This window comes from Lichenibacterium minor, assembly GCF_004137685.1.
Lineage (GTDB): Bacteria > Pseudomonadota > Alphaproteobacteria > Rhizobiales > Beijerinckiaceae > Lichenihabitans > Lichenihabitans minor.
This window is the reverse complement of the sequence record NZ_QYBB01000023.1, coordinates 50,068-71,291: the sequence shown is the minus strand read 5'-3', so window position 1 is coordinate 71,291 and position 21,224 is coordinate 50,068. Positions and strand designations below refer to the sequence as shown.

General features: G+C 71.0%; 20 protein-coding genes. 8 read left to right on the top strand and 12 right to left on the bottom strand.

Features of this window, described 5'->3' with window-relative positions:
• Positions 1-85: 85 nt before the first annotated feature.
• Entirely contained in the window at positions 86-1,390 is a 1,305-nt protein-coding gene (locus D3273_RS18160) for an AmpG family muropeptide MFS transporter (protein ID WP_129228304.1), read from the top strand.
• A gap of 13 nt (positions 1,391-1,403) precedes the next feature.
• Here D3273_RS18160 and D3273_RS18155 read toward each other — a convergent pair whose 3' ends face one another.
• From D3273_RS18155 to def, 11 genes are all read right to left on the bottom strand, one after another.
• The gene (locus D3273_RS18155; RefSeq protein ID WP_129228303.1) at positions 1,404-1,793 is read right to left on the bottom strand and encodes a YidH family protein; all 390 of its coding nucleotides are present in this window, start codon (positions 1,791-1,793) and stop codon (positions 1,404-1,406) included.
• A gap of 7 nt (positions 1,794-1,800) precedes the next feature.
• Positions 1,801-2,739, bottom strand: a complete 939-nt coding sequence (locus tag D3273_RS18150; protein ID WP_245501256.1) for a dihydrodipicolinate synthase family protein — start codon at positions 2,737-2,739, stop codon at positions 1,801-1,803.
• Positions 2,740-2,773: 34 nt separating this feature from the next.
• The gene (locus D3273_RS18145) at positions 2,774-4,285 is read right to left on the bottom strand and encodes an ATP-binding cassette domain-containing protein (protein WP_129228301.1); all 1,512 of its coding nucleotides are present in this window, start codon (positions 4,283-4,285) and stop codon (positions 2,774-2,776) included.
• On the bottom strand, positions 4,282-5,208 hold the full coding sequence (locus D3273_RS18140) for a branched-chain amino acid ABC transporter permease (protein WP_129228300.1): 927 nt from the start codon (positions 5,206-5,208) through the stop codon (positions 4,282-4,284). Before D3273_RS18140 ends, D3273_RS18145 begins: the two co-directional genes overlap by 4 nt.
• A 1-nt stretch (position 5,209) precedes the next feature.
• Positions 5,210-6,079, bottom strand: coding sequence for a branched-chain amino acid ABC transporter permease (locus D3273_RS18135; protein ID WP_129228299.1), 870 nt, complete (start codon positions 6,077-6,079; stop codon positions 5,210-5,212).
• Between the two features lie 24 nt (positions 6,080-6,103).
• Positions 6,104-7,330: an ABC transporter substrate-binding protein gene (locus tag D3273_RS18130; protein WP_129228298.1), complete on the bottom strand. Its 1,227-nt coding sequence runs from the start codon at positions 7,328-7,330 to the stop codon at positions 6,104-6,106.
• A 202-nt stretch (positions 7,331-7,532) separates the two neighbouring features.
• A complete protein-coding gene (locus tag D3273_RS18125) occupies positions 7,533-8,855 on the bottom strand; it encodes an alpha-hydroxy acid oxidase (protein ID WP_245501255.1) in 1,323 nt (440 codons plus the stop codon).
• A gap of 80 nt (positions 8,856-8,935) precedes the next feature.
• Positions 8,936-9,757, bottom strand: coding sequence for an aldo/keto reductase (locus D3273_RS18120; RefSeq protein WP_129228297.1), 822 nt, complete (start codon positions 9,755-9,757; stop codon positions 8,936-8,938).
• Between the two features lie 84 nt (positions 9,758-9,841).
• The gene (truA, locus tag D3273_RS18115; protein WP_129228296.1) at positions 9,842-10,582 is read right to left on the bottom strand and encodes a tRNA pseudouridine(38-40) synthase TruA; all 741 of its coding nucleotides are present in this window, start codon (positions 10,580-10,582) and stop codon (positions 9,842-9,844) included.
• On the bottom strand, positions 10,582-11,508 hold the full coding sequence (gene fmt, locus D3273_RS18110; RefSeq protein ID WP_129228295.1) for a methionyl-tRNA formyltransferase: 927 nt from the start codon (positions 11,506-11,508) through the stop codon (positions 10,582-10,584). The genes truA and fmt overlap by 1 nt, the downstream gene beginning before the upstream one ends.
• A 17-nt stretch (positions 11,509-11,525) precedes the next feature.
• Complete coding sequence (def, locus tag D3273_RS18105; RefSeq protein WP_129228294.1) at positions 11,526-12,125, bottom strand: peptide deformylase; 600 nt, start codon at positions 12,123-12,125, stop codon at positions 11,526-11,528.
• A gap of 123 nt (positions 12,126-12,248) precedes the next feature.
• Between def and crcB the strand changes: the two genes are divergently transcribed.
• Positions 12,249-12,680: a fluoride efflux transporter CrcB gene (crcB, locus tag D3273_RS18100; protein WP_129228293.1), complete on the top strand. Its 432-nt coding sequence runs from the start codon at positions 12,249-12,251 to the stop codon at positions 12,678-12,680.
• 30 nt (positions 12,681-12,710) lie between these two features.
• Here the strand turns inward: crcB and D3273_RS18095 are convergent, their stop codons facing one another.
• Complete coding sequence (locus tag D3273_RS18095) at positions 12,711-13,220, bottom strand: DUF2937 family protein (RefSeq protein WP_165359553.1); 510 nt, start codon at positions 13,218-13,220, stop codon at positions 12,711-12,713.
• A 238-nt stretch (positions 13,221-13,458) separates the two neighbouring features.
• On the opposite strand from D3273_RS18095, the gene tkt reads away from it, so the two are divergent.
• The 6 genes from tkt (at position 13,459) to D3273_RS18065 (ending at position 21,223) form a co-directional block, all read left to right on the top strand.
• Positions 13,459-15,543, top strand: a complete 2,085-nt coding sequence (tkt, locus tag D3273_RS18090; protein WP_129228291.1) for a transketolase — start codon at positions 13,459-13,461, stop codon at positions 15,541-15,543.
• Between the two features lie 62 nt (positions 15,544-15,605).
• Positions 15,606-16,730 carry a transaldolase gene (gene tal, locus D3273_RS18085; protein WP_165359552.1) on the top strand — a complete coding sequence of 375 codons (1,125 nt, stop codon included), beginning with the start codon at positions 15,606-15,608 and terminating at the stop codon, positions 16,728-16,730.
• Between the two features lie 128 nt (positions 16,731-16,858).
• Positions 16,859-17,938 (top strand): phosphogluconate dehydrogenase (NAD(+)-dependent, decarboxylating), encoded by a 1,080-nt coding sequence (gene gnd / locus D3273_RS18080; protein WP_281011324.1) that lies wholly within the window; start codon positions 16,859-16,861, stop codon positions 17,936-17,938.
• Positions 17,939-17,952: 14 nt separating this feature from the next.
• Positions 17,953-19,542 carry a glucose-6-phosphate dehydrogenase gene (gene zwf / locus D3273_RS18075; protein ID WP_129228288.1) on the top strand — a complete coding sequence of 530 codons (1,590 nt, stop codon included), beginning with the start codon at positions 17,953-17,955 and terminating at the stop codon, positions 19,540-19,542.
• Positions 19,539-20,378, top strand: coding sequence for a Cof-type HAD-IIB family hydrolase (locus D3273_RS18070; RefSeq protein ID WP_129228287.1), 840 nt, complete (start codon positions 19,539-19,541; stop codon positions 20,376-20,378). Before zwf ends, D3273_RS18070 begins: the two co-directional genes overlap by 4 nt.
• 11 nt (positions 20,379-20,389) lie before the next feature.
• Entirely contained in the window at positions 20,390-21,223 is an 834-nt protein-coding gene (locus tag D3273_RS18065; protein ID WP_129228286.1) for a Cof-type HAD-IIB family hydrolase, read from the top strand.
• Position 21,224 lies beyond the last annotated feature (1 nt).

Below are 21,224 nucleotides of genomic sequence, written 5' to 3'. Positions count from 1 at the left end.
ATCGATCCCTGCCCCGGGGCGAGTCGATGCCGGCCCGCCCGTGATACTGTCCGACGGTCCGGAGCGGCGGCGGGAGGTGTGCGCGATGTCCGAAGCCGTGACCCGGGATCCGGGCGCACCCTCTCCGCTGCGCGCCCTCTTCGCCGATCGGCGCCTCGGCGCCATGCTGGGCCTGGGCTTCAGCTCGGGCCTGCCGCTGCTCCTCGTCTACGGCACGCAATCGGCGTGGCTGAGCGAGGCGGGCGTGCCGATCGAGACCATCGGCCTGCTCAGCGAGATGACCCTCGCCTATCGGCTGAAGTTCGTGTGGGCGCCCTTTCTCGACCGCTACGACGCGCCGGTGCTCGGACGCCTGATCGGGCGGCGGCGCGGCTGGATCATCCTGGCCCAGCTCGCCGTGATGCTGACGCTCGCCGGCGTCGCCTTCGGCGACCCGGCCCGCCGCATCGGCTGGACGGTCGGCTTCTCGGTGGCGCTCGGCCTCGCGGGGGCGACGCTCGACACGGTGATCGACGGTTGGCGCATCACGGCGGCGCCGGTCGAGCGGCAGGCGCTGATGTCGTCCTGGGCCGAGGTGGGATGGCGCGTCGGCAACCTCGTGGCGGGCGCCGGCGCCCTCTACCTCGCCGACGCCGTCGGTTGGCGCGCCGCCTACCTGCTCATGGCCGTCGCCATGGCGCCCGGCCTCGTGGCGGCCGCCCTGGCGCCCGAGCCCGAACGGAAGGCGGAACCGGCGCCGCTCGACCTCGCCCGCACGCTGTGGGAGCCGATCCGCGAGCTGCTGGCCCGCCTCGGGCCGCTGGCATGGCCGACGCTGCTGCTCGTCGCCGGCTTCCGCATGCCGGGCTACATCTCGAACGCCATGGCGGTGCCGCTGTTCAAGGCGCTGCACTATTCCAACTCGGACATCGCCACGGTGACCAAGCTGTTCGGGTTCCCGGTGGCGCTGGCCGGCACCTTCACGGCCACCTTCGCGGTGAAGCGCTTCGGCCTGATGGCGACGCTGCTGTTCGGCACGGTCTTCGCCTCATCGTCCCACCTCGCGCTGGCCATCCTGGCGCTCCACGGCGACCACGGCGGGGGCGAGTTCTGGCTGTTCGCGACCGCGGTCAGCCTCGACGATTTCGCCTACAGCTTCGCCGCCATCGTGCTCATCACCTACATGTCGGCGTTGAGCTCGACCGGGTTCGCGGCGAGCCAGTACGCCCTTCTGTCCTCGCTCTGCGCCGTGCCGGGCAGCCTCGTCGCCGGCACGTCGGGCTTCGCCATCGCGGGGCTCGGCTTCGGGTGGTTCTTCACCGCCACGGCGCTGATCGGCCTGCCGGTGGCGCTGTTGTGCGGGTGGGTGTGGCGGCTGCAGGGCCGGCAGGTCCCCGCCGGGGTGCCGTGACGGGCGGGCGTCCTCAGGTCAGCTCGTCGACCACGGAATAGCTCAGGTAGGCGAAGAGCGCCGCGCCGAACAGCATCAGCAGCCCCACCAGGGCGATATCCAGGCGGACGCCGGTGGCGGGGTGCCGGTCGGGGCTGTCGATGGCGGCCGCCGTATGCCGGAAGCGCACCGTCGCCAGCGCCACCATCAGGCCGGCCAGCGCGATGACCAGCAGGCCCGTGACGTCGGCGACGCGCTCCCCGAGTTCCGACGGTCCCTTGCCGCCCATCGACCGGCTCGTCGCCTTGAGGACGAGGTCGAACTTCTCGACCAGGAAGCCGAAGGCCGCCACCGCGATGGCGGTGCGGATCCAGGCCAGGAACGTCCGCTCGTTGGCGGCATGGTCGCTGTAGCGTTCGATCACCGGAGCCCTACCCGATCCGACCGGCGGCGCGGGGGTCCGCCTTCGCGAGCCGGCCCAGAAGGTATTCCACCTCCGCGACGGCGGCCTTGCTCAGCGACACCGCGGGCTTGCGCTGCGCGTCCGACGCGATGATGCCGCGTCGCGCCATGACGTATTTGCGCACCGCGAGGCCGACGCTCGGCTGCTGCTCGTAGCGCAGCAGAGGCAGGTGGGCGTCGAACAGGTCGTGGGCGGCGTCGGGCTCGCCGGCCGCCGCCATCCGCACCACGTCGACCAGCATGTCCGGAAAGGCGTAGCCCGTCATGGCGCCATCGGCGCCGCGCTCGACCTCGAAGTCGAGGAACAGGCCGCCGTTGCCGCACAGGATCGAGATCGGCCGCATCTCGCCGGCCGCCTGCCACGCGCGGAGCGCGGAAATCTTCTCCAGGCCCGGCCAGTCCTCGTGCTTCAGCATCACCACGGACGGGTTGTCGGACACGATACGGCGGATCAAGCCCGGCGCCATCACGACGCCGAAGGTCAGCGGGAAGTCCTGGACCACCACGGGCACGTCGGCGCCGACGGCCTCGATGGCCCCGGCGTAATAGGCGGCGACCTGGTCGTCGGTGCGCAGGGTGTGGGGCGGCGCGATCATCACGCCGGCGGCGCCGGCGTCCATGGAAGCGCGGGCCAGCGCCCGCATGGCGGCGAAGCCCGGGGCCGACACGCCCACCACCACCGGCAGCGACGGGGCGCGGCGGACGAACCGCACCGCGAGCTCCAGCGCTTCGGCGGCATCGAGCTTCGGCGCTTCCCCCATGACGCCCAGCACCGTCAGGCCGGTGGCGCCGGTCGCGACGTAGAAGTCCGTCATGCGGTCGACGGACCCGAGGTCGATGCGGCCGTCGGCGTGGAACGGGGTCGGCGCGATGGGGAACACGCCCCGGGCTGTATGATCGAGCGGCACGTGCAATCTCCGGGCGGCGTCGCGCGCCCGGACGTCACAGGTAGGCGCGGCCCGCTTCCTCGGCGAAGCGCGCGGGCGGACCCTCCCACACCAGGCGGGCATGTTCCAGCACGTAGACGCGGTCGGCGTGCGGCAGCGCGAAGGTGACGTTCTGTTCGCCGAGCAGCACCGTGATGGGCGTCGTGGTGCGCAGCACCTCCAGGGCGCGGCCGAGCTGTTCCAGGATCACGGGGGCGAGGCCCAGCGTCGGCTCGTCGAGGACGAGCAGCCTGGGCTTCATCATCAGGGCGCGGGCGATGGCGAGCATCTGCTGCTCGCCGCCCGACATCTTGCCCGCCGCCTGGGCCGAGCGCGAGCGCAGGATGGGAAACAGCTCCAGCAGCCAGTCGAGCTGGCGGGCCCGATCGGACTTCGGCAGGTGCGCGCCCCCGAGGTCGAGGTTCTCGCGCACGCTCATGGTGTTGAACAGTTCCCGCGTTTCGGGGCATTGCACGATGCCGCCCCGCGCGATCCGGGCGGCGCTGAGCCCCGCCAGCGGGGCGCCGCCGAAAGTGATCGACCCCGTGTGGGGCACGAGCCCCGAGATGGCGTTGAACAGCGTCGTCTTGCCGGCGCCGTTGAGACCGACGACGGACACGAACTCGCCTTCGCGCACCTGCAGGTCGACCGCGTCGAGCGCCTGCGCCTTGCCATAGAAGACCGACACGCCCTCGACGGCGAGGAGCGGAGGCCCCGCCGTCCTCGCCTTGGGCTCGCGCCGGGCCGACGCCTGGACGGCGCCGCCGAGGTAGACCGCGCGCACTGTGGGGTCGGCCATCACCTGCGCGGCCGAGCCCTCGGCCACGAAGGCGCCGAGGTACATCGCCACGGCGCGGTCCACGAGCGCCGCCACGCCCTTGACGTTGTGGTCGACCAGCAGCACCGCCTTGTTCTCCGTCCGGAACGAGGCGATGAGGGCGGAGAAGTCCTTCACCTCGCCGGCCGTGAGGCCCGCGAAGGGCTCGTCCACCAGCACCACCTTGGGGTCGCGGGCGATGGCCTTGGCGAGTTCCAGGCGGCGGAGGTCGGCGAAGGGCAGCGTGGCGGGACGGCGGTCGAACACGGCGCCGAGCCCCACCCGCTCCGCGATGGCGCGGGCGCGGCGCTCGACCTGCGGATCGGCGACCAGCCTCAGCAGCGAATCGGGCAGCAGCGCCAGCACGATGTTCTCGCCCACCGTTTGGCGGTGGAGCGGGCGCGAATGCTGGAACACCAGGCCCACGCCGTGGCGCGCCACCCGGTGGCTCGGCCATCCCGCGACGTCGACGCCGTCGACCGAGACGCGGCCGGCGTTGGGGCGCAGGATGCCCATGACGAGCTTCATCACGGTGGACTTGCCGGACCCGTTGGGACCGATCAGTCCCACGATCTCGCCCGGGCGGATCGCGAGCCGCATCTCCTTTACGGCGACCAGGCCGCCGAAGCGCTTGGTCAGCCCCTCGACCTCGAGCATGGGCGGGACGGCGACCGGGGCGGCCCGGCGCGGGTCGACGAGCTTCAGCGTCATGCCGCTCCCCGGCGGAAAAGCAGCGTGCCCAGGAACCCGGCCGGCGCCAGCAGGATGACGGCGAGGGCCACGGCCGACACGGCGAAGGTGGACATCTGCCCGAGCGGCCTCAGGACCTCGCCGGCGACGACGAGGAACACCGCGCCGAGCACGGCGCCCACGATGGTCCGCCGGCCGCCCAGCACCGCAGCGATGATGATCTGCACCCCCACGGCGATGTCGATGAAGGTCCCGGGTGACGCGGTGCCGTAGTAGAAGACCAGCAGCGCCCCGGCGAGGCCGGAGAAGAAGGCCGACACCACGAAGGCGGCGAGCTTGTGCTTGGCCACGTTGAAGCCGAGCGCCTGCGCTTCCACGGGGTCCTGCCCGCAGGCCTGAAGGATGAGCCCGGCCGGCGAGCGCGACAGGGCGAACAGCGCGGCGCCGCTCAGCGCCATGAAGCCCAGCGCGAAGTAATAGTTGGTGGCGTCGTCGATCGAGAGCACGTCGGGCAGCGACAGCCCGATCTCGCCGCCCGACACATCGGCGAAGACCGTGACCATCTGCTGGAGCAGGAGCACCGCGACCAGCGTGACGAGGCCGAAGTACGGGCCGGACAGCCGCAGCGCGGGCAACGCCAGGGCGACGCCGCCGGCCACCGCCAGGGCGGTGCCGAAGGCGACCGACAGCGGGACGCCGAGCCCGTAGCGCGCGTCCACGATGCCGGCCCCGTAGGCGCCCAGGCCGATGAGGAAGGTCGGCCCGAAGTTGACTTCGCCGGCGAAGCCGAACAGCAGGTCCCAGCTCATGGCGAAGACGGCGAAGTAGAAGGCCGGGATGAGCACGCCGATGGTGTAGGGGCCGCCGACGAGTGGAAAGGCGGCGGCGAGAGCCAAGCCGGCGAGGCTGCCCCAGAACAGGCGCGAGCGAAGCAAGGATCCCACGTCACCGCCTCCCCAGGAAGCCCTGCGGCCGCGCCCACACGACGGCCACGAGCAGGATCAGCGCCGGGATGTTGCGCAGCGACGGCGACACCAGGTAGGCCGTCAGCGTTTCGAGGTAGCCGATGCAATAGGCGGCCAGCAGCGACCCCGGCACGGACCCGAGCCCGCCCAGCACCACGATCGAGAAGGCGCTGGCAGTCAGGGTGCCGACGTTGTCCGACGACGCGCCCAGGAAGGCGCCGAGCAGCACGCCCGCGACCCCGACGAGCACGCCGTAGATGGCCCAGACCAGCAGGTGGACCCGCTCCAGCTCGAAGCCGAGCAGCGTCAGCCCGCGCGGGTTGACCGAGGCGGCGAGCAACGCCTTGCCGGCCCGGGTGCGCTCGATCAGCAGCGTCAGGGCGCCGATGGCGGCCCAGCACAGGGCGGCGGTGAGGATCTCGTTCGTCGGCGTGCGGACCCCGCCGATGACGGTCACGCCGGAGATCAGCGGGCGCACCGTGTGGGGGCTGGTCGTGGCCAGGTAGGCGATGGCGACCTGGATCATGATGCCCCACAGCAGCGTGCCGGTGAGCACGAAGATCTCGGTCTCCTCGGACGGGATCGAGCGCGAGCGCTGGATGGGCCGCACCACGGCGAAATAGGTCACGAACGACAGGAGGAACGCCGACGCCAACCCGCCCAGCGCGCCGCCGTAGGCGCCGGCCCGCTCGGCCAGGGCCCAGGCCACCGTGGCGGCCGTGACCATGATGGCGCCGTGCGACAGGTTCAGCACGCCCGACACGCCGAAGATCAGCGTGAAGCCGACGGCGCCGAGCCCGTAGAGCGCGCTGACGGCGAAGCCGTCGATGAGGATCTGCAGGCCCAGCATGGGGCGGCCGCGGCGCGCGAGCGCTCAGTTCGCCGCCTTGACGAAGGCCGGGAAGACGAGCCTGCCGTCGCCGGCCACGCCCTTCGGCCACACGGCGACCTGCTTGCCGCTCTGCCATTGGACGAACAGGCCGCTGACGGTGCCGGGTCCGTAGACCATGCCGTTGGTGTGGCTGTCGCCGGCGCCGTAGAACCTGATCTGCCCCACCGTGCCGGTCCAGTCCGTCTTCTGCAGGGCGTCGACCAGCTTCTCGGGGTCGTCGCTCCCGGCGCGGTGGATCGCGTCGGCGATGTAGTGGACGGCGTCGTAGGTCGTGTAGCCCGGGTAGGCCGGCGACACGCCGTAGCGCTTGATGTAGCTCTGCGCGAAGGGGACGGTCTTGGCCGTGGTGGGGACGGATTCCGTCGCCATGTTCTGCAGCACCACGCCTTCGGCGGCGCCGTTGGTGTCCTTCCAGAAGGTGGTCGATGTCGCCTGCGAGGCGACGCCGAACATCGGGATCGGCACCTGCTGGTTGGCCCATTGCACGGTGGGCTGCACGCCGACGTGGCTGATGCCGGTGATCAGAACGTCGGGCTTCTTGGCTTCCAGCCCGTTGAAGATGGGCGTGAAGTCCGTGGTGTCGGGCGACAGGCGGATCGTGTCGAGCAGCGTCACGCCGATCTTCGGCAGGCAGGCCGCATAGCCGGCGTCGAGCGGCCCGGTCCAGGCGGCATCCTCGGAGAAGATGGCCGCGGTCTTCACGTGCAGAGGGCCGTCGACGATTAGGTCCTTCGCCGCATCGCAGACGGACTGCGCCAGGAAGGTCGACGCGAGGTAGCCCTGGAACATGTATTTCAGGTGGGCATAATCGTCGTGGACGCGCTTGGTGATCTCGTCGGACGCCGCGCCGGGGGTGATGGTCGGCAGCTTCAGGCGGCCGGCCCAGGGCTCGAGGGCCAGGGCGACCTCGCTGGTGTAGGACGCGATGACGGCCTGCACCTTGTCCTGCGAGGACAGCCGCTGCAGCGCCCGCACGGCGTCGGCGGCCGAGTTGTGGTCGTCGTAGGCGACGATCTCGATCCGGCGGCCGTCGACCCCGCCCGCGGCGTTGATCTCGTCGGCGGCGACCTGCGCGGCATTGGGGATGGCGATGCCGCTGATCGCCGAGTTCTCCGCGATGACGCCGATCCTGATCGGCTCCGCCGCCTGGGCGACGAGCGGCAGCATGACGGCGGCACCGACCGCCCACGGAAGACGCAGCTTGGACATCGCGATTCCCCCCGGCGGACCCGTCTCGAGCGGGTTCGTCCGACGGAAAGCTGGGCCACCCGCCGGGCCGAGTCAACCGCGTTTGACCCCGATCAGCGCCGATCTCCCGGCCGCGGCGAACCGAAAAGGGTCGAAGCCGAGCCTTCCGGAGCCGTCGCCCCCCGCGTCGGCCCGCAGCGCGAAGCTGCCGCGCCGGTGAGCCTCAGCCCGGGCCGACCAGCGGCGGATGGGCGTCGCAGACGTGGCGCCGCCCCACCTCGGCGACGGCGCTCACGCCCAGCATGGCCATGTTCCGCTCGACCTCGGCGCCGAGCAGCCCCACCGCGTGGCGCACGCCCTCCTCGCCTGCGGCCGCGGCGGCGAACAGGAAGGGCCGGCCGAGGAACACGAAGTCGGCGCCGAGCGCGAGCGCCTTCAGCACGTCGCTGCCGCGCCGCACGCCCGAATCGAACAGCACCGCCATGCCGCCGGCCGCCGCCTTGACGGCCGGCAGCGCGTGGAGCGGCGCGATGGCGCCGTCGAGCTGGCGCCCGCCGTGGTTCGACACCCACACGGCGTCGACGCCCCGCGCCGCGGCTTCGCGCGCGTCGCCGGGCGCCAGCACGCCCTTCAGGACGAAGCGGCCGCGCCAGCGGCGGCGGATCAGCTCGACGTGCTCCCAGGACAGGCCGTCGCGGTTGCCGACGGCGCGGACGAGGTCGCGGGACAGGATCGGCGGGCCGCGGCGCGCGTCCATGTTTTCCATGTGGGGCATACCGCCGGCCAGCGTCCGCCCGAAGGTGCCGAGCGACCAGCGCGGGTGGGTCAGCCCGTCCCGCAGCAGCTTCAGGCTCGGCCGCAGCGGGATGGAGAAGCCCGTGCGGACGTTGTTCTCGCGGTTGCCCGGGACCGGGACGTCGACGGTGAGCACGAAGGTGTCGAAGCCGGCCCGCTCGACGCGGTCCACCATGGCCAGGATGCGGGCGGGCTCGCCCGGCAGGTAGGCCTGGAACCAGCGCGCGCCGCCGTCCGCCGCCAACCGCTCCAGCGGCATGATGGAGGTGGCGCTCATCGCCATCGGGATGGCTTCCGCCCGGGCGGCGCGCGCCAGGGCGAGGTCGCCCTCGAAACAGGCCAGGCCGGACAGCCCCATGGGGGAGATGCCGAAGGGAAAGCGGTAGCGCTCGCCGAACAGCGCGGAAGCGGTCGAGCGGCGCGACACGTCGCGCAGCGTGTCCGGCACGAAGGCGACGCGGCGGAACGCGGCGCGGTTGTCGTCGCGCGACTGGTCGGTCTCGGCGGCTCCGGCATAATAGCCGTAGATCTGCCGCGGCAGCCGCCGCCGCGCCGCGGGCTCGAAGTCGTCGAGGGCCAGGTAGCCCCGCAGGCGACGCGGGACGAGGGCATCCGGCCGGCGCCGTTCCGCGGTGGCGATCGCCGCGACGCCGGGCGCGCGATCCGTCTGCGTCAGTTCGGAAGCGTCGTGGCGGGTCGCCCCGCCCTCGCCGGGCCCGGGCCCGCCTCGCCCGACATCGCCGTCCATCATCGCCCGGTCCCACGCCTCGCCATTTCGGCCCAGCCTGCGACGGCCGCGCCCCTTTGGCAACGCGGGGCCGGCCCCGCGCTTCAGAACGTCGCCGTCATGGGGTCCGGGCCGGTGCGGCCGTCGGCCGAGTCCAGCTTCGCGATGCGGGCGCGGTCGTCGCCGTCGACCGCGAAGTCCCACACGTCGATGTTTTCGCGCAGACGCTCCGGGTTCACCGTCTTGGGGATCACGATCAGCCCCTCGTCGAGATGCCATCGGATGACGACCTGCGCCGCCGTCTTCCCGTGCTTGCGGGCGATCTCGGCCAGGGCGGGATCGTCGAGCAGCGCGCCGCGCCCCAGCGGGCTCCAGGACTCGGTGGCGATGCCGAGGCGCTCGTGGACCTCCCGCAGTGCACGCTGCTGGAAGCGCGGGTGCAGCTCGATCTGGTTCACCGCCGGCGTCACGCCCGTTTCGCCGACGATGCGCGCGATGTGGTCGGCGTTGAAATTGGAAACGCCGATCGATCCGGCGCGCCCCTCTTCGCGCAGCCGCACCAGCGCTTTCCAGCTGTCGACGAACAGGTCCTTCTTCGGCGCGGGCCAATGGATGAGGTACAGGTCGACGGAGGGGCGCCCGAGCCGCGCCGCGCTGGCGTCGAAGGCGCGCAGCGTCGCGTCGTAGCCCTGGTCGGCGTTCCACAACTTGGTGGTGAGAAAGACGTCCGTCCCGGCGAGCCCTTCGCCGACGCCTTCCTCGTTGTTGTAGGCCGACGCCGTGTCGACGGCCCGGTAACCGGCGGCGACCGCTTCGCGCATGATGCGCGCGGCCTCGCCGGCGGGCGTCTGCCACACGCCGAGGCCGAGCCTCGGCATGCTGCGGCCGTCGTTCAGCGTGATGGTCCCGTGCGGCGCTTCGGCCATGGCGGCGTGCCTCCCTCAGCCGCCCGGAGGCGGGCGGCCACGGCTTCAGCAACGCCGGAGCCGGCCCGTGGGTCGCAGGCGCGGTCAGGGATAGTCGATGTGCGTCAGGTAGAGGCCGTCGGCCGGCGCCACGGGCCCGCAGCGCCGGCGGTCGCGCGCGTCGAGCGCGGCGCGCAGGTCGCCCGCCGACCAGCGCCCGAGCCCGACGGAAACGAGCGACCCCACCAGGGAGCGCACCTGGCGGTGCAGGAAGGAGCGGGCCCACACCCGGATCTCGATGGCGTCGCCGTCGCGCGCGACCGCGAAGCCGTCGAGCGTGCGGACGGGGCTCGCCGCCTGGCACTCGCTGTCGCGGAAGGTGGTGAAGTCGTGCAGGCCGAGCAGTCCCTGGGCGGCCTCGTGCATGGCTTCCGCGTCGAGCGCGGGCTTCACCAGCCAGCGCTGCCCGGCGTCGAGCGCCAAGGGCGCGCGGCGGTTGAGGATGCGGTAAAGGTAGCGCCGCCGCACGGCGGAATGGCGGGCATCGAAGTCGGCCGCCGCCGCTTCGGCGGCGCGGATCGCAACGCGATGCGGCCGAAGGGCGGCGTTGATGGCGTCCCGCACGCTGTCGGTGCGGTAGGGTTTGGCGAGGTCGAGGTGGGCCACCTGCCCGGTCGCGTGGACGCCGGAATCGGTCCGGCCGGCGCCGTGGATCCCGCCGGGCAGGCAGCCGAGCGGTGCCGCGGCGGTCTCGATCGCTTCCTGGACCGACAGGCCGTTCGCTTGGCGCTGCCAGCCGACGAAGCCCGACCCGTCGTATTCGATCGTCAGCTTGAAGCGCGGCATCAACCGAGCCGCGTGCCGGACGGCACGGGCCGGCCGCGCAGCAGTTCGGCTGCGGACAGCGGCGCCTTACCGGCGCGCTGCAGGGTGGTCAGCGCCACCGCGCCCGCCCCGCAGGCGACCGTCAGGGCGTCGTCGAGCGCCGTGCCGGGCGTTCCCGACCCGTGGGCGAGCCTCGCCCGGAGCACCTTGACGCGCTCGGGGCCGTGGCCGAGATCGGCCTCGAAGAAGGCGCCCGGGAACGGCGACAGCCCCATGAGGTGGCGCAGCACCTCGGGCGCGGGGCGGGACCAGTCGATGCGGGCTTCCGCCTTCTCGATCTTCCTGGCGTAGGTGACGCCCTCGTCGGGCTGGGCCCGGAACTGCAGCGTGCCGCGCTCCAGGGCGCCGACGGCGCGCCCCATCAGGTCGGCGCCGATCGGCGCCAAGCGGTCGTGGAGGTCGCCGGCCGTCATGTCGGGGGTGAGGCGCAGGCGCTCCTCCATGCCGACCGGGCCGGTGTCGAGCCCCGCTTCCATGCGCATCACGGCGACGCCGGTTTCCGCATCGCCCGCCATCACGGCGCGCTGGATCGGCGCCGCACCGCGCCACCGCGGCAGGATGGAGCCGTGGAGGTTGACGCATCCCAGGCGCGGGGCGTCGAGGATCGCCTGGGGCAGCCGCAGGCCGTAGGCCACCACGACGGCGAGGTCGGCCTCGTGGGACCGGAACGCCGCAGCGGCGTCCTCGCCCTTCAGGCTCGCCGGATGCAGCACGGGGAGGCCCAGGCGCGACGCCAGGGCGTGCACCGGCGAGGGCGTTTCCGCCATGCCGCGGCCGGAGCGGGTCGGCGCGCGGGTGTACACGGCCGCGACCTCGTGCCCCTGCCCCACCAGCTCGCTCAGCACCGGCACGGCGAAGACGGGAGTCCCCATGAAGACGATGCGCATGGCGGGGCTCGTCCGGGTCAGGCGGCCGGTTCGGCGGGCCGCGGCGGCCTGCGGGCCCCCATGGCGGCCCGGGGCTCGGCGCGCGGATCGAAGGGGCGGTTCTCGTCCTGCGCCAAGCGGGCCGCCTTGGCGAACTTCTTCACCACGCGCTCGCGCTTCAGGCGCGAAATGTGGTCGATGAAGAGCACGCCGTCGAGGTGGTCGATCTCGTGCTGGATCGCGGTCGCGAGCAGCCCGTCGGCCTCGATCTCGCACTCGGCCCCGTGTCGGTCCTGGAAGCGGACGCGCACCCGCTCGGGACGCTCCACGTCCTCGTAATAGTCGGGGATCGACAGGCACCCCTCCTCGTAGACCATCAGCTCGGCCGAAGCCTGGACGATCTCGGGGTTGATGAGGAACAGCGGCTGGGGCTCCTCGTCCTTGCGGGCGACGTCGATCACGACCAGGCGCTGCATGATGCCGACCTGCACGCCGGCGAGGCCGATGCCGGGCGCGTCGTACATGGTCTCGATCATGTCGTCGAGCGCCGCCCGAACCGGGCCGTCGACCTTCGCGACCCGCTCGGACTTCTGTCGCAGGAGGTTGTCGGGCAGCGTGAGGATGGGGCGGACGGCCATGGCGGACTCGGGGGGCGGGAACAGCCTTCGACATAGGGAGAGGTGCCGCGGCGGTCAATTCGGGGTCGGGGCGCGCCGGCCCCCCGCCGTGGGATGGCGATCCGCCAGACGGAGAAAGCGCGCATGAACCTCGCAACCTGCCTCGCCGTGGCGCTGGGCGGCGCCCTCGGCTCCGTGGGGCGCTATGCGCTGGCCGGGGCCTTGGCGCCGATCAGCCAGGGCGTTCCCTGGGGCACGGTGATGATCAACATCGCCGGGTCCTTCGTGATCGGCTTCTTCGGCACGCTGACGCTGTCGCACGGCCGCTTCCCGGTGCCGGAAACCCTGCGCCTGTTCGTGCTCGTCGGCTTGTGCGGCGGCTTCACCACCTTCTCGTCCTTCAGCCTGCAGACGCTCGACCTCCTGCGCGCGGGAGCGGTCAACCGCGCGCTGGTGAACGTCGGGGCGTCCGTGGTGCTGTGCCTCGTCGCCGTGGCGCTCGGCCACGCGGTCGCGGCGCAGCTCAACGGCGGCGCCGTGTCGGCCATGAGGCCGCCGATCGCGGACGACGCCTAGCCGTCCCGCCCGGCCTCCGGGGGGATCACCTCAGGCCGCGGCGGCATTGCGCTGCCGCCGCCGCCGCCGCCCGAACGGCGCCGCGACGAGGCGCGTGCCGCCGTAGCCCGCGACGAAGCCGGCGGCCGCCGACGCGAAGCCGGCCGCCGTGACGGGGACGGCCGGCTGGAAGATCGCGTAGGCGCCGCTCGCGACGGCGGGATCGAAACCCGCGGCGAAGGCCCAGCAGAGCCCCAAAGGTCCCGCGCCCTCGAAGGCCCGCTCCTGCGCGTCGAGCCGCCGCTCGCGCTCGACATCGGCCGCGAGGTCGTCGCCGCGCTCCCGCACGAGCGGGTCGGCGTTGGCGCGGAGCCGGCCGATGCCCGCATCGAGCGACAGCGAGTGTTCCCGCGCTTCGGCGTCGAAGGCCGCGATCGTCCGCTTCAGCTCGTCGACGGCTCCGCCGAGGCGTTGGCGGTACTGCTGCACGAACTCGGGCGCCTGGGAGAACAGCACCGCCGCCAGCAGGCCGATCGCCGCCGCAAACCGCCTCGCCAGCATGGACCCCTCGACGTCGATCTTCGGACCGCCGCACTCCCATGCGGCGCGGGCCCGCCCGGCGCAAGCGCGGCGCGCCGAGAATGCGCCCGGCGGGGGTTGAACTAAAACTGTGGGCAGCGGTTCTGAAATTGCATGACCGATGCCGTCGCGGCGCGTGGCCGCGCGTGGACGGACAGCCAAGCTTGAGCTAGCACGGGCTCGAGGCCGACGTGCCCGCCGAAGGGCGAGAGGGGAAGTCATGAGCGACATCGATCAACTGTGCATCAACACGATCCGCACGCTCTCGATCGACGCGATCCAGAAGGCTAATTCCGGTCACCCCGGCGCCCCGATGGGCATGGCGGCCCCCACCTACGACCTGTGGACGGAGCGGCTGCGCTACGACCCGAAGAACCCGCTCTGGCCCAACCGCGACCGTTTCGTGCTGTCGGCGGGCCACGCCTCGATGCTGCTGTATTCCATGCTGCATCTGACGAAGGTCGAGGCCGTCGACCACGACGGCCAGAAGCTGAACCGCCTCGCCGTCTCGATGGACGACGTCAAGAGCTTCCGCCAGGCCGGATCCTACACGCCCGGCCATCCCGAATACGGGATGACCACCGGCGTGGAGGCCACCACCGGGCCGCTCGGCCAAGGCATCGCCATGAGCGTCGGGATGGCGCTGTCGGAGAAGTGGCTCGCCGCGCATTTCAACAAGCCGGACTTCGCGCTGTTCGACTACAACGTCTACGCCATCACGTCGGACGGCGAGATGATGGAGGGCATCGGTTCCGAGGCGGCGTCGCTCGCGGCGCATTGGAAGCTCGACAACCTTTGCTGGATCTACGACTCCAACAACGTCACCCTCGACGGGCCCGCCGGCTGGGCCTTCTCGGAAGACGTGGGCGCGCGGTTCCTGTCCTACGGCTGGAACGTGCTCCACGTCCGCGACGCCAACGACCTGAAGCAGGTCGCCGCCGCTTATTCGGGGTTCCTCGAGGAAAAATCGCGCCCGACGATGATCATCGTCGAAAGCCACATCGGCTACGGCTCGCCCAACAAGCAGGATTCCAACAAGTCGCACGGCTCGCCGCTCGGCGCCGACGAGGTGAAGCTCACCAAGGCGTTCTACGGCTGGCCGGAAGACTCGTCCTTCCTGGTGCCGGACGGCGTCTACGAGCGTTTCGCCGACACGATGGGCAAGCGCGGCGGCGAACTGCAGTCCCAGTGGGCCGACCTGTTCGCCGCCTACAAGGCGAAGTACCCCGACGAAGGCAGGCAGGTCGACGCGATCATCGCCAAGGATGTGCCGCAGGCCGCCTTCGACGCGATCCCGACCTTCCCGGCCGACGAGAAGGGCATGGCGACGCGCGAATCGGCTTCGAAGGCCGAGAACGCGCTGGCGCCGCATTATCCCTGGCTGGTGGGCGGCTCGGCGGACCTCGACGAGTCCACCAAGACCAACCAGACCGCCAAGGAGGCCGGCACCTTCAAGCCCGAAAGCCGCGGCGGCCGCAACGTCCACTTCGGCGTCCGCGAACACGCGATGGGGGCCATCTGCAACGGCATGGCGCTGTCGGGCCTGCGTCCCTACGGGGCAACCTTCCTGATCTTCTCGGACTACCTGCGCCCGGCCATCCGCCTGTCGTCGCTGCAGGAGCTGCCGTCGATCTGGATCTTCACCCACGATTCGATCGGCGTCGGCGAGGACGGCCCGACGCACCAGCCCGTCGAGCAGGTGCCGAGCCTCCGCGCGATCCCGGGCCTCTTCGTGCTGCGCCCCGGCGACGCCAACGAGGCCGCCGAAGCCTGGAAGTTCGTCATCGGGCTGAAGAAGAACCCGGCGGCCCTGATCCTGTCCCGGCAGCCCATGCCCACGCTGGACCGCACCGTCTTCAAGCCGGCCGAAGGCGTGCACAAGGGCGCCTACGTGCTCGCCGATCCCAAGGACGGCAAGGAGGTGGAGGTCATCCTGATGGGGACGGGCTCGGAGCTCTACCTGTGCGTCGAGGCCTACGAGGCTCTGTCCAAGGAGGGGATCGGCGCCCGCGTGGTGTCGATGCCCTGCTGGGAACAGTTCGAGCTCCAGGACCAGGCCTACCAGGACGAGGTGCTGCCGCCGCACGTCGCGGCGCGCGTCGCCGTCGAGCAGGCCGCCACGATGGGCTGGGAGAAATACACGGGCCGGCTCGGCGTCGTGGTGGGGATGCACACCTTCGGCGCATCGGCGCCGTTGAAGGCGCTGCTCACCAAATTTGGCTTCACGCCCGAGAAGATCGTCGAACACGCCAAGCAGCAGATCGAGAAGCAGAACGCCGCCGGGGCGAAGCGCGCCGCCGAATGATCCCGGGGCGCCGGCCGGTCCGGCCGGCGCCCTCCCGTTTTCCGGAAGGCAGGAGATCCGCCATGAACCCGTTGCAGCAGCTCGAAGCCTGCGGCCAGTCGCCCTGGCTCGACGACCTCCACCGGACGCTGATGTCGTCCGGCGAACTGAAGAACCTCATCGACAACCACGGCCTGAAGGGCCTGACGTCGAACCCGTCCATCTTCGAGAAGGCGATCGGCTCGACCAACGACTACGACGACGTCCTCAAGGAGATGCTCGGCAAGGGCGATGCCGACGACATGACGGTCTACGAGACCATCGCGATCGCCGACATCCAGGCCGCCGCCGACGTTTTCCTCCCCGTCTACGAGGGCGCGGACGGTGGGGACGGCTTCGTCAGCCTCGAGGTGGCGCCCAACATCGCCAACGACACCGAAGCGACCAAAAAGGACGCGAAGCGCCTGTGGGCCGCGGTGGACCGGCCCAACCTGATGATCAAGATCCCGGGCACCGACGCCGGCACGCCCGCCATCCAGGCCACGATCGCCGAAGGCATCAACGTCAACGTGACTCTGCTCTTCGCCGTGAAGGCCTACGAGGACGTGGCGCAGGCCTATATCGCGGGCCTCGAGGAGCTGGCCGCCAAGGGCGGCGACGTGTCCCGCGTCGCGTCCGTGGCGAGCTTCTTCCTCAGCCGCATCGATTCCGCGGCGGATGCCAAGATCGATGCCCTCGAAGGCGCCGACCCGGCTCTGGTCGAGATGACCAGGCACAAGATCGCCATCGCCAATGCCAAGCGCGCCTACCAGCGCGGCAAGCAGATCTTTTCCGGCCCCCGCTGGGAAGCCCTGGCCGCCAAGGGCGCACACCCGCAGCGGCTGCTCTGGGCCTCGACGGGCACGAAATCGAAGTCGCTGCCCGACACCTACTACGTCGACAATATCATCGGCCTCGGCACGGTCAACACCATGCCACCCGCGACGATGAAGGCCTTCGGCGACCACGGCACCGCCATCAAGGACTCGATCGAGAGCGACGTCGCCGGCGCCGAGGCTTCCCTGGCGGCGCTGGAGAAGCTCGGCATCTCGCTCGACGAGATCACGCACGAGCTGGTGATCGACGGCATCAAGAAGTTCGAGGAAGCCTTCGACAACCTCATCGGCGGGGTGAAGAAGCGCCGCGGCGAGTTCAGCAAGGCCGCCTGATCCCGCATCGCGACGGCGTCGGCGTCCGAAGGGGCTCCGGCGCCCGCCGATCAACGCCTCATGGGTTTCGCGCCATCCCTCCACGAGGGAAAGATGCCGCCCGAAATCGGCCGGCGTGACGCGGCCGAATGGCCACCCTCCGCGTTGGCGCGGCGACTCCAGATCTTCGAAAGGCTTCAGCGATGCAAATCGGCGTGATCGGTCTCGGCCGCATGGGCGGCAACATCGTGCGGCGGCTCCAGCGCCACGGGCATCGTTGCATCGCCTTCGACCGCAATGCGCGAGCGGTCCAGGACCTGGTCGACGACGGCGCGGTCGGGGCCGACAGCCTCGAGGACCTCGTATCGAAGTTCACGGCGTCGCCGCGCGTCGTGTGGGTGATGCTGCCCGCCGGCGCCATCACCCACGACGCCGTCTACCGGCTGGGCGAGCTCCTGTCCGACGGGGACATCCTCATCGACGGCGGCAACTCCTTCTACAAGGACGACATCCACCGGGGCCAGGACCTGGGCAAGAAGGGCATCCACTACGTGGACGTCGGCACGTCCGGCGGCGTGTGGGGGCTGGAGCGCGGCTATTGCATGATGGTGGGCGGCGACAAGTCGGCCGTCGACACCATCGACCCGATCCTCGACGCCTTGGCGCCCGGCATCGGCGACATCCCCCGCACGCCCGGTCGCGAGAAGCTGACCGACACCCGCGCCGAGCGCGGCTACATCCATGCCGGCCCGACCGGCGCGGGCCATTTCGTCAAGATGGTCCACAACGGCATCGAGTACGGTCTGATGCAGGCCTATGCCGAGGGCTTCGACATCCTGAAGAAGAAGAACTCGCCTGACCTGACCGAGACCGAGCGTTTCGACCTGAACCTCACCGACATCGCCGAAGTCTGGCGCCGCGGCAGCGTCATCTCCTCGTGGCTGCTCGACCTCACCGCGTCGGCCCTGACGGCCAGCCCCAAGCTCGACCACTTCTCCGGGGTCGTGGACGATTCGGGCGAGGGACGCTGGACCATCGAGGCGGCCATCGAGGAGGCCGTCCCCGCCAACGTGCTGTCGGCGGCGCTGTATGCGCGGTTCCGGTCGCGCGAGGAGCATACGTTCGGCGAGAAGGCGCTGTCCGCCATGCGCTTCGGCTTCGGCGGCCACGTCGAGCACCGCGACGCTCCCGCCCCCGAAGGCGCGTCGACGTCGCCGACGCCGCGCTGAAGGAGGGGTAGGCCATGGGTGAGCAGACCGTTTCGGCTTCGGCCGCCCCGGAATCGTCCACGCCGAAGGCCGGGCCCTGCGCCATGGTGATCTTCGGCGGAGGCGGCGACTTGACGAAGCGGCTGGTCACCCCGGCGCTCTACAATCTGGCCACGACGGGCCTGCTGCCCGACGATTTCGCGATCCTGGGCGTCGACCATTCGGACGGCACCGACGAGGGCTGGCGGGACAGCCTGTCGGAGATGATGCAGGGTTTCGTCGGCGGATCCGGTGAGTTCGATCCCGCCAAGATCGACGTCGAAGCCTGGGACTGGCTGAAGTCCCGCATGTTCTACCTCAAGGGCGACTTCGAGGATCCCAAGACGTTCGAGGCCGTGAAGGCCCGGCTCGGCGACCTCGCGGGCAGCCACAGCACGGGCGGCAACGCGCTGTTCTACCTCGCCGTGGCGGACCGCTTCTTCGGCACGGTGGTGGACGGGCTCGGCGCCGCCGGGCTGACCGAGAGCGGGGATGGGGCGTGGCGCCGCGTCGTCATCGAGAAGCCCTTCGGCCACGACCTCGCGTCGGCGCAGGCCCTGAACGCGCGCGTGCTGAAGGTGCTGCGCGAGGATCAGGTGTATCGGATCGACCATTTCCTCGGAAAGGAAACGGTCCAGAACATCATGACCTTCCGCTTCGCCAACGGCCTGTTCGAGCCGCTGTGGAACCGCGATCACATCGACCACGTGCAGATCACCGTGGCGGAAACGGTCGGCGTCGAGGGCCGCGGCGGGTTCTACGAGGCGACGGGCGCGCTGCGCGACATGGTGCCGAATCACGTCTTCCAGCTCGTCGCCATGGTGGCCATGGAGCCGCCGGTGTCCTTCGGCGCGGACGACGTGCGCTCGCGGAAGGTCGACGTCTTCAAGTCCATGAAGACCGTGAAGCCCGAACACGCGGTGCGAGGGCAGTACGCCGCCGGGACGGTGCTGGGCAAGCCCACCGAGGCCTACCGCGCCGAACCCCACGTCGACCCGCGGTCGCACACCGAAACCTACGTCGCCCTGAAGCTCGACATCGACAACTGGCGCTGGGCCGGCGTTCCCTTCTACCTGCGCACCGGCAAGCACATGAGCGCGCGCACCAGCGAGGTCGCGATCCGCTTCAAGCCGGCGCCGACGGCTCTCTTCGCCGCGACGGAAACCTCCGACATCCAGGCGAACTGGCTGGCGATCCAGATCCAGCCGGAGGAGGGCATCTCGCTGCAGTTCGAGGTCAAGCGCCCCGGTCCGGTCGTCGACCTGAAGAGCGTGAAGATGAACTTCGCCTACAAGGACTGGTTTCCGGCGCAACAGAACGTGGGCTACGAGACCCTGCTCTACGACGCGATGACCGGGGACCAGACGCTGTTCCAGCGCGCCGACCAGGTCGAGGAGGCCTGGCGGGTCGTCGACGGGGTGCTGGCCCACTGGGGCCGGTCGGCGCCGCAGGACTTTCCGGATTACGCGGGCGGCACCGCGGGGCCGGTTTCGGCGGACCTCCTGCTGGCGCGGGACGGAGACCGTGCCTGGCGGCCGGTGAGGCTGGACCCCGGCCCGAAGCAGCCCGGGGAGCCCTCGAAGTGACGGCTTCAGCCCTGCGCCCGTCCATGCCGCCAGAGCCGATCCGCCTCGTCGTTTCGGACATCGACGGCACCCTGGTCGATCACGCCAAGGTGTTGACGCCCCGGGCCCGCGCCGCCATCGCGGCCCTGGCGCAGAAGGGTGTCGGCTTCACGGTGACGACCGCGCGGCCGCCGGTGGGCCTGCGAGGCATCTTCGCCCTCCTGGGCATGAAGGTGACGGCAGCGGCGGTGAACGGCGGGGCCGTGGTCGACGGCGACCTCAACATCGTCGAGGAGAAGCTGCTCGCCCCCGACGTCGCGCGGCGCGCCGTGTCCCTGCTGCGCGGCCAGGGCCTCGACCCCTGGCTGTTCACGGACGCGCAGTGGTACATCCGCGATCCCGGAGGCGACAACGTTCCCCTGGAAACGCGGACCATCGGGCAGGAGCCCGTCGTGGTCGAGGACTTCGGACCCGACCTTTACGGCCGCGTGCTGAAGGTCATCGGCTCCTGCAACGACCACGGCCGCCTCGCGGCCTGCGAGGCGATGCTGCAGCGCGACCTCGGCGACGGTGCCCTCGCGACCCGCTCCCAGCCCTACTACCTCGACGTGACCCACCCGCGGGCCCACAAGGGCGAAGCGGTGGCGAGCCTCGCCAAGGCCTTCGGCGTCCCGGTCTCGGCCGTGCTGACGATCGGGGACGGCGCCAACGACATCCCCATGCTGGAGGTGGCAGGGTTCAGCGTCGCCATGGGGAACGGCTCGGACGCCGTGAAGGCGGCCGCCCACGCGGTGACCGACGATTGCGACAACGACGGCTTCGCCAAGGCGATCGAACGCTACGTGCTGCAGCTGTGAAGGAGCATCCAGTGTCAGACCGCCCGAAAGGCAAGATTTCGCTGCTGCTGGCCGACGTCGACGGCACGGTGGTGACCAAGGACAAGGTGCTGACCGAGCGCGCCGTGAAGGCCGTGGCGGCCCTGGAAGCGGCCGGCATCCGCTTCGCCGTGACCAGCGGCCGGCCGCCGCGCGGCATGGCGATGCTGATCGCGCCGCTGCACATCACCACCATGATCGCCGGCTTCAACGGCGGGGCCCTGGTGAGGCCGGACCTCAGCGTCATCGAGGAGAAGACGCTGCCGCCGGACGTCACGCGCGAAGCCATCCGCATCATCGCGGACCACGGGCTCGACGCGTGGCTCTACACCGCGAAGGGCTGGTTCATCACGAAGCGGGGCGCGCCCCACGTCGAGCGGGAAGCTTGGACGGTGAAGTTCGCCGCCGAGGTGGTGGACGCCTTCGCCGACGAGGACCTCGACCGCGCCACGAAGGTGGTGGGCGTGTCGGACGACCTGAAGGCGGTCGAGACGGCCGAACGCGACATGCGGGCGGCGCTGGGCGACCGGGCCTCGGCGGCGCGCTCGCAGCCCTACTACCTCGACGTCACCCACCCTCACGCCAACAAGGGCGACGTGGTGGAAGTCCTGTCGAAGGCGATGAACATCCCCACCTCGGAGATCGCCACCATCGGCGACATGCCGAACGACGTGGACATGTTCAAGCGCTCGGGCTTCTCGATCGCCATGGGCAACGCCAGCGACGAGGTGAAGGCCCAGGCCTCCGCCGTCACGGCCGGCTACGACGACGAGGGCTTCGCCAAGGCCATCGAAACCTTTCTCCTGCCCCCAGCCGAGCCGACCTGAC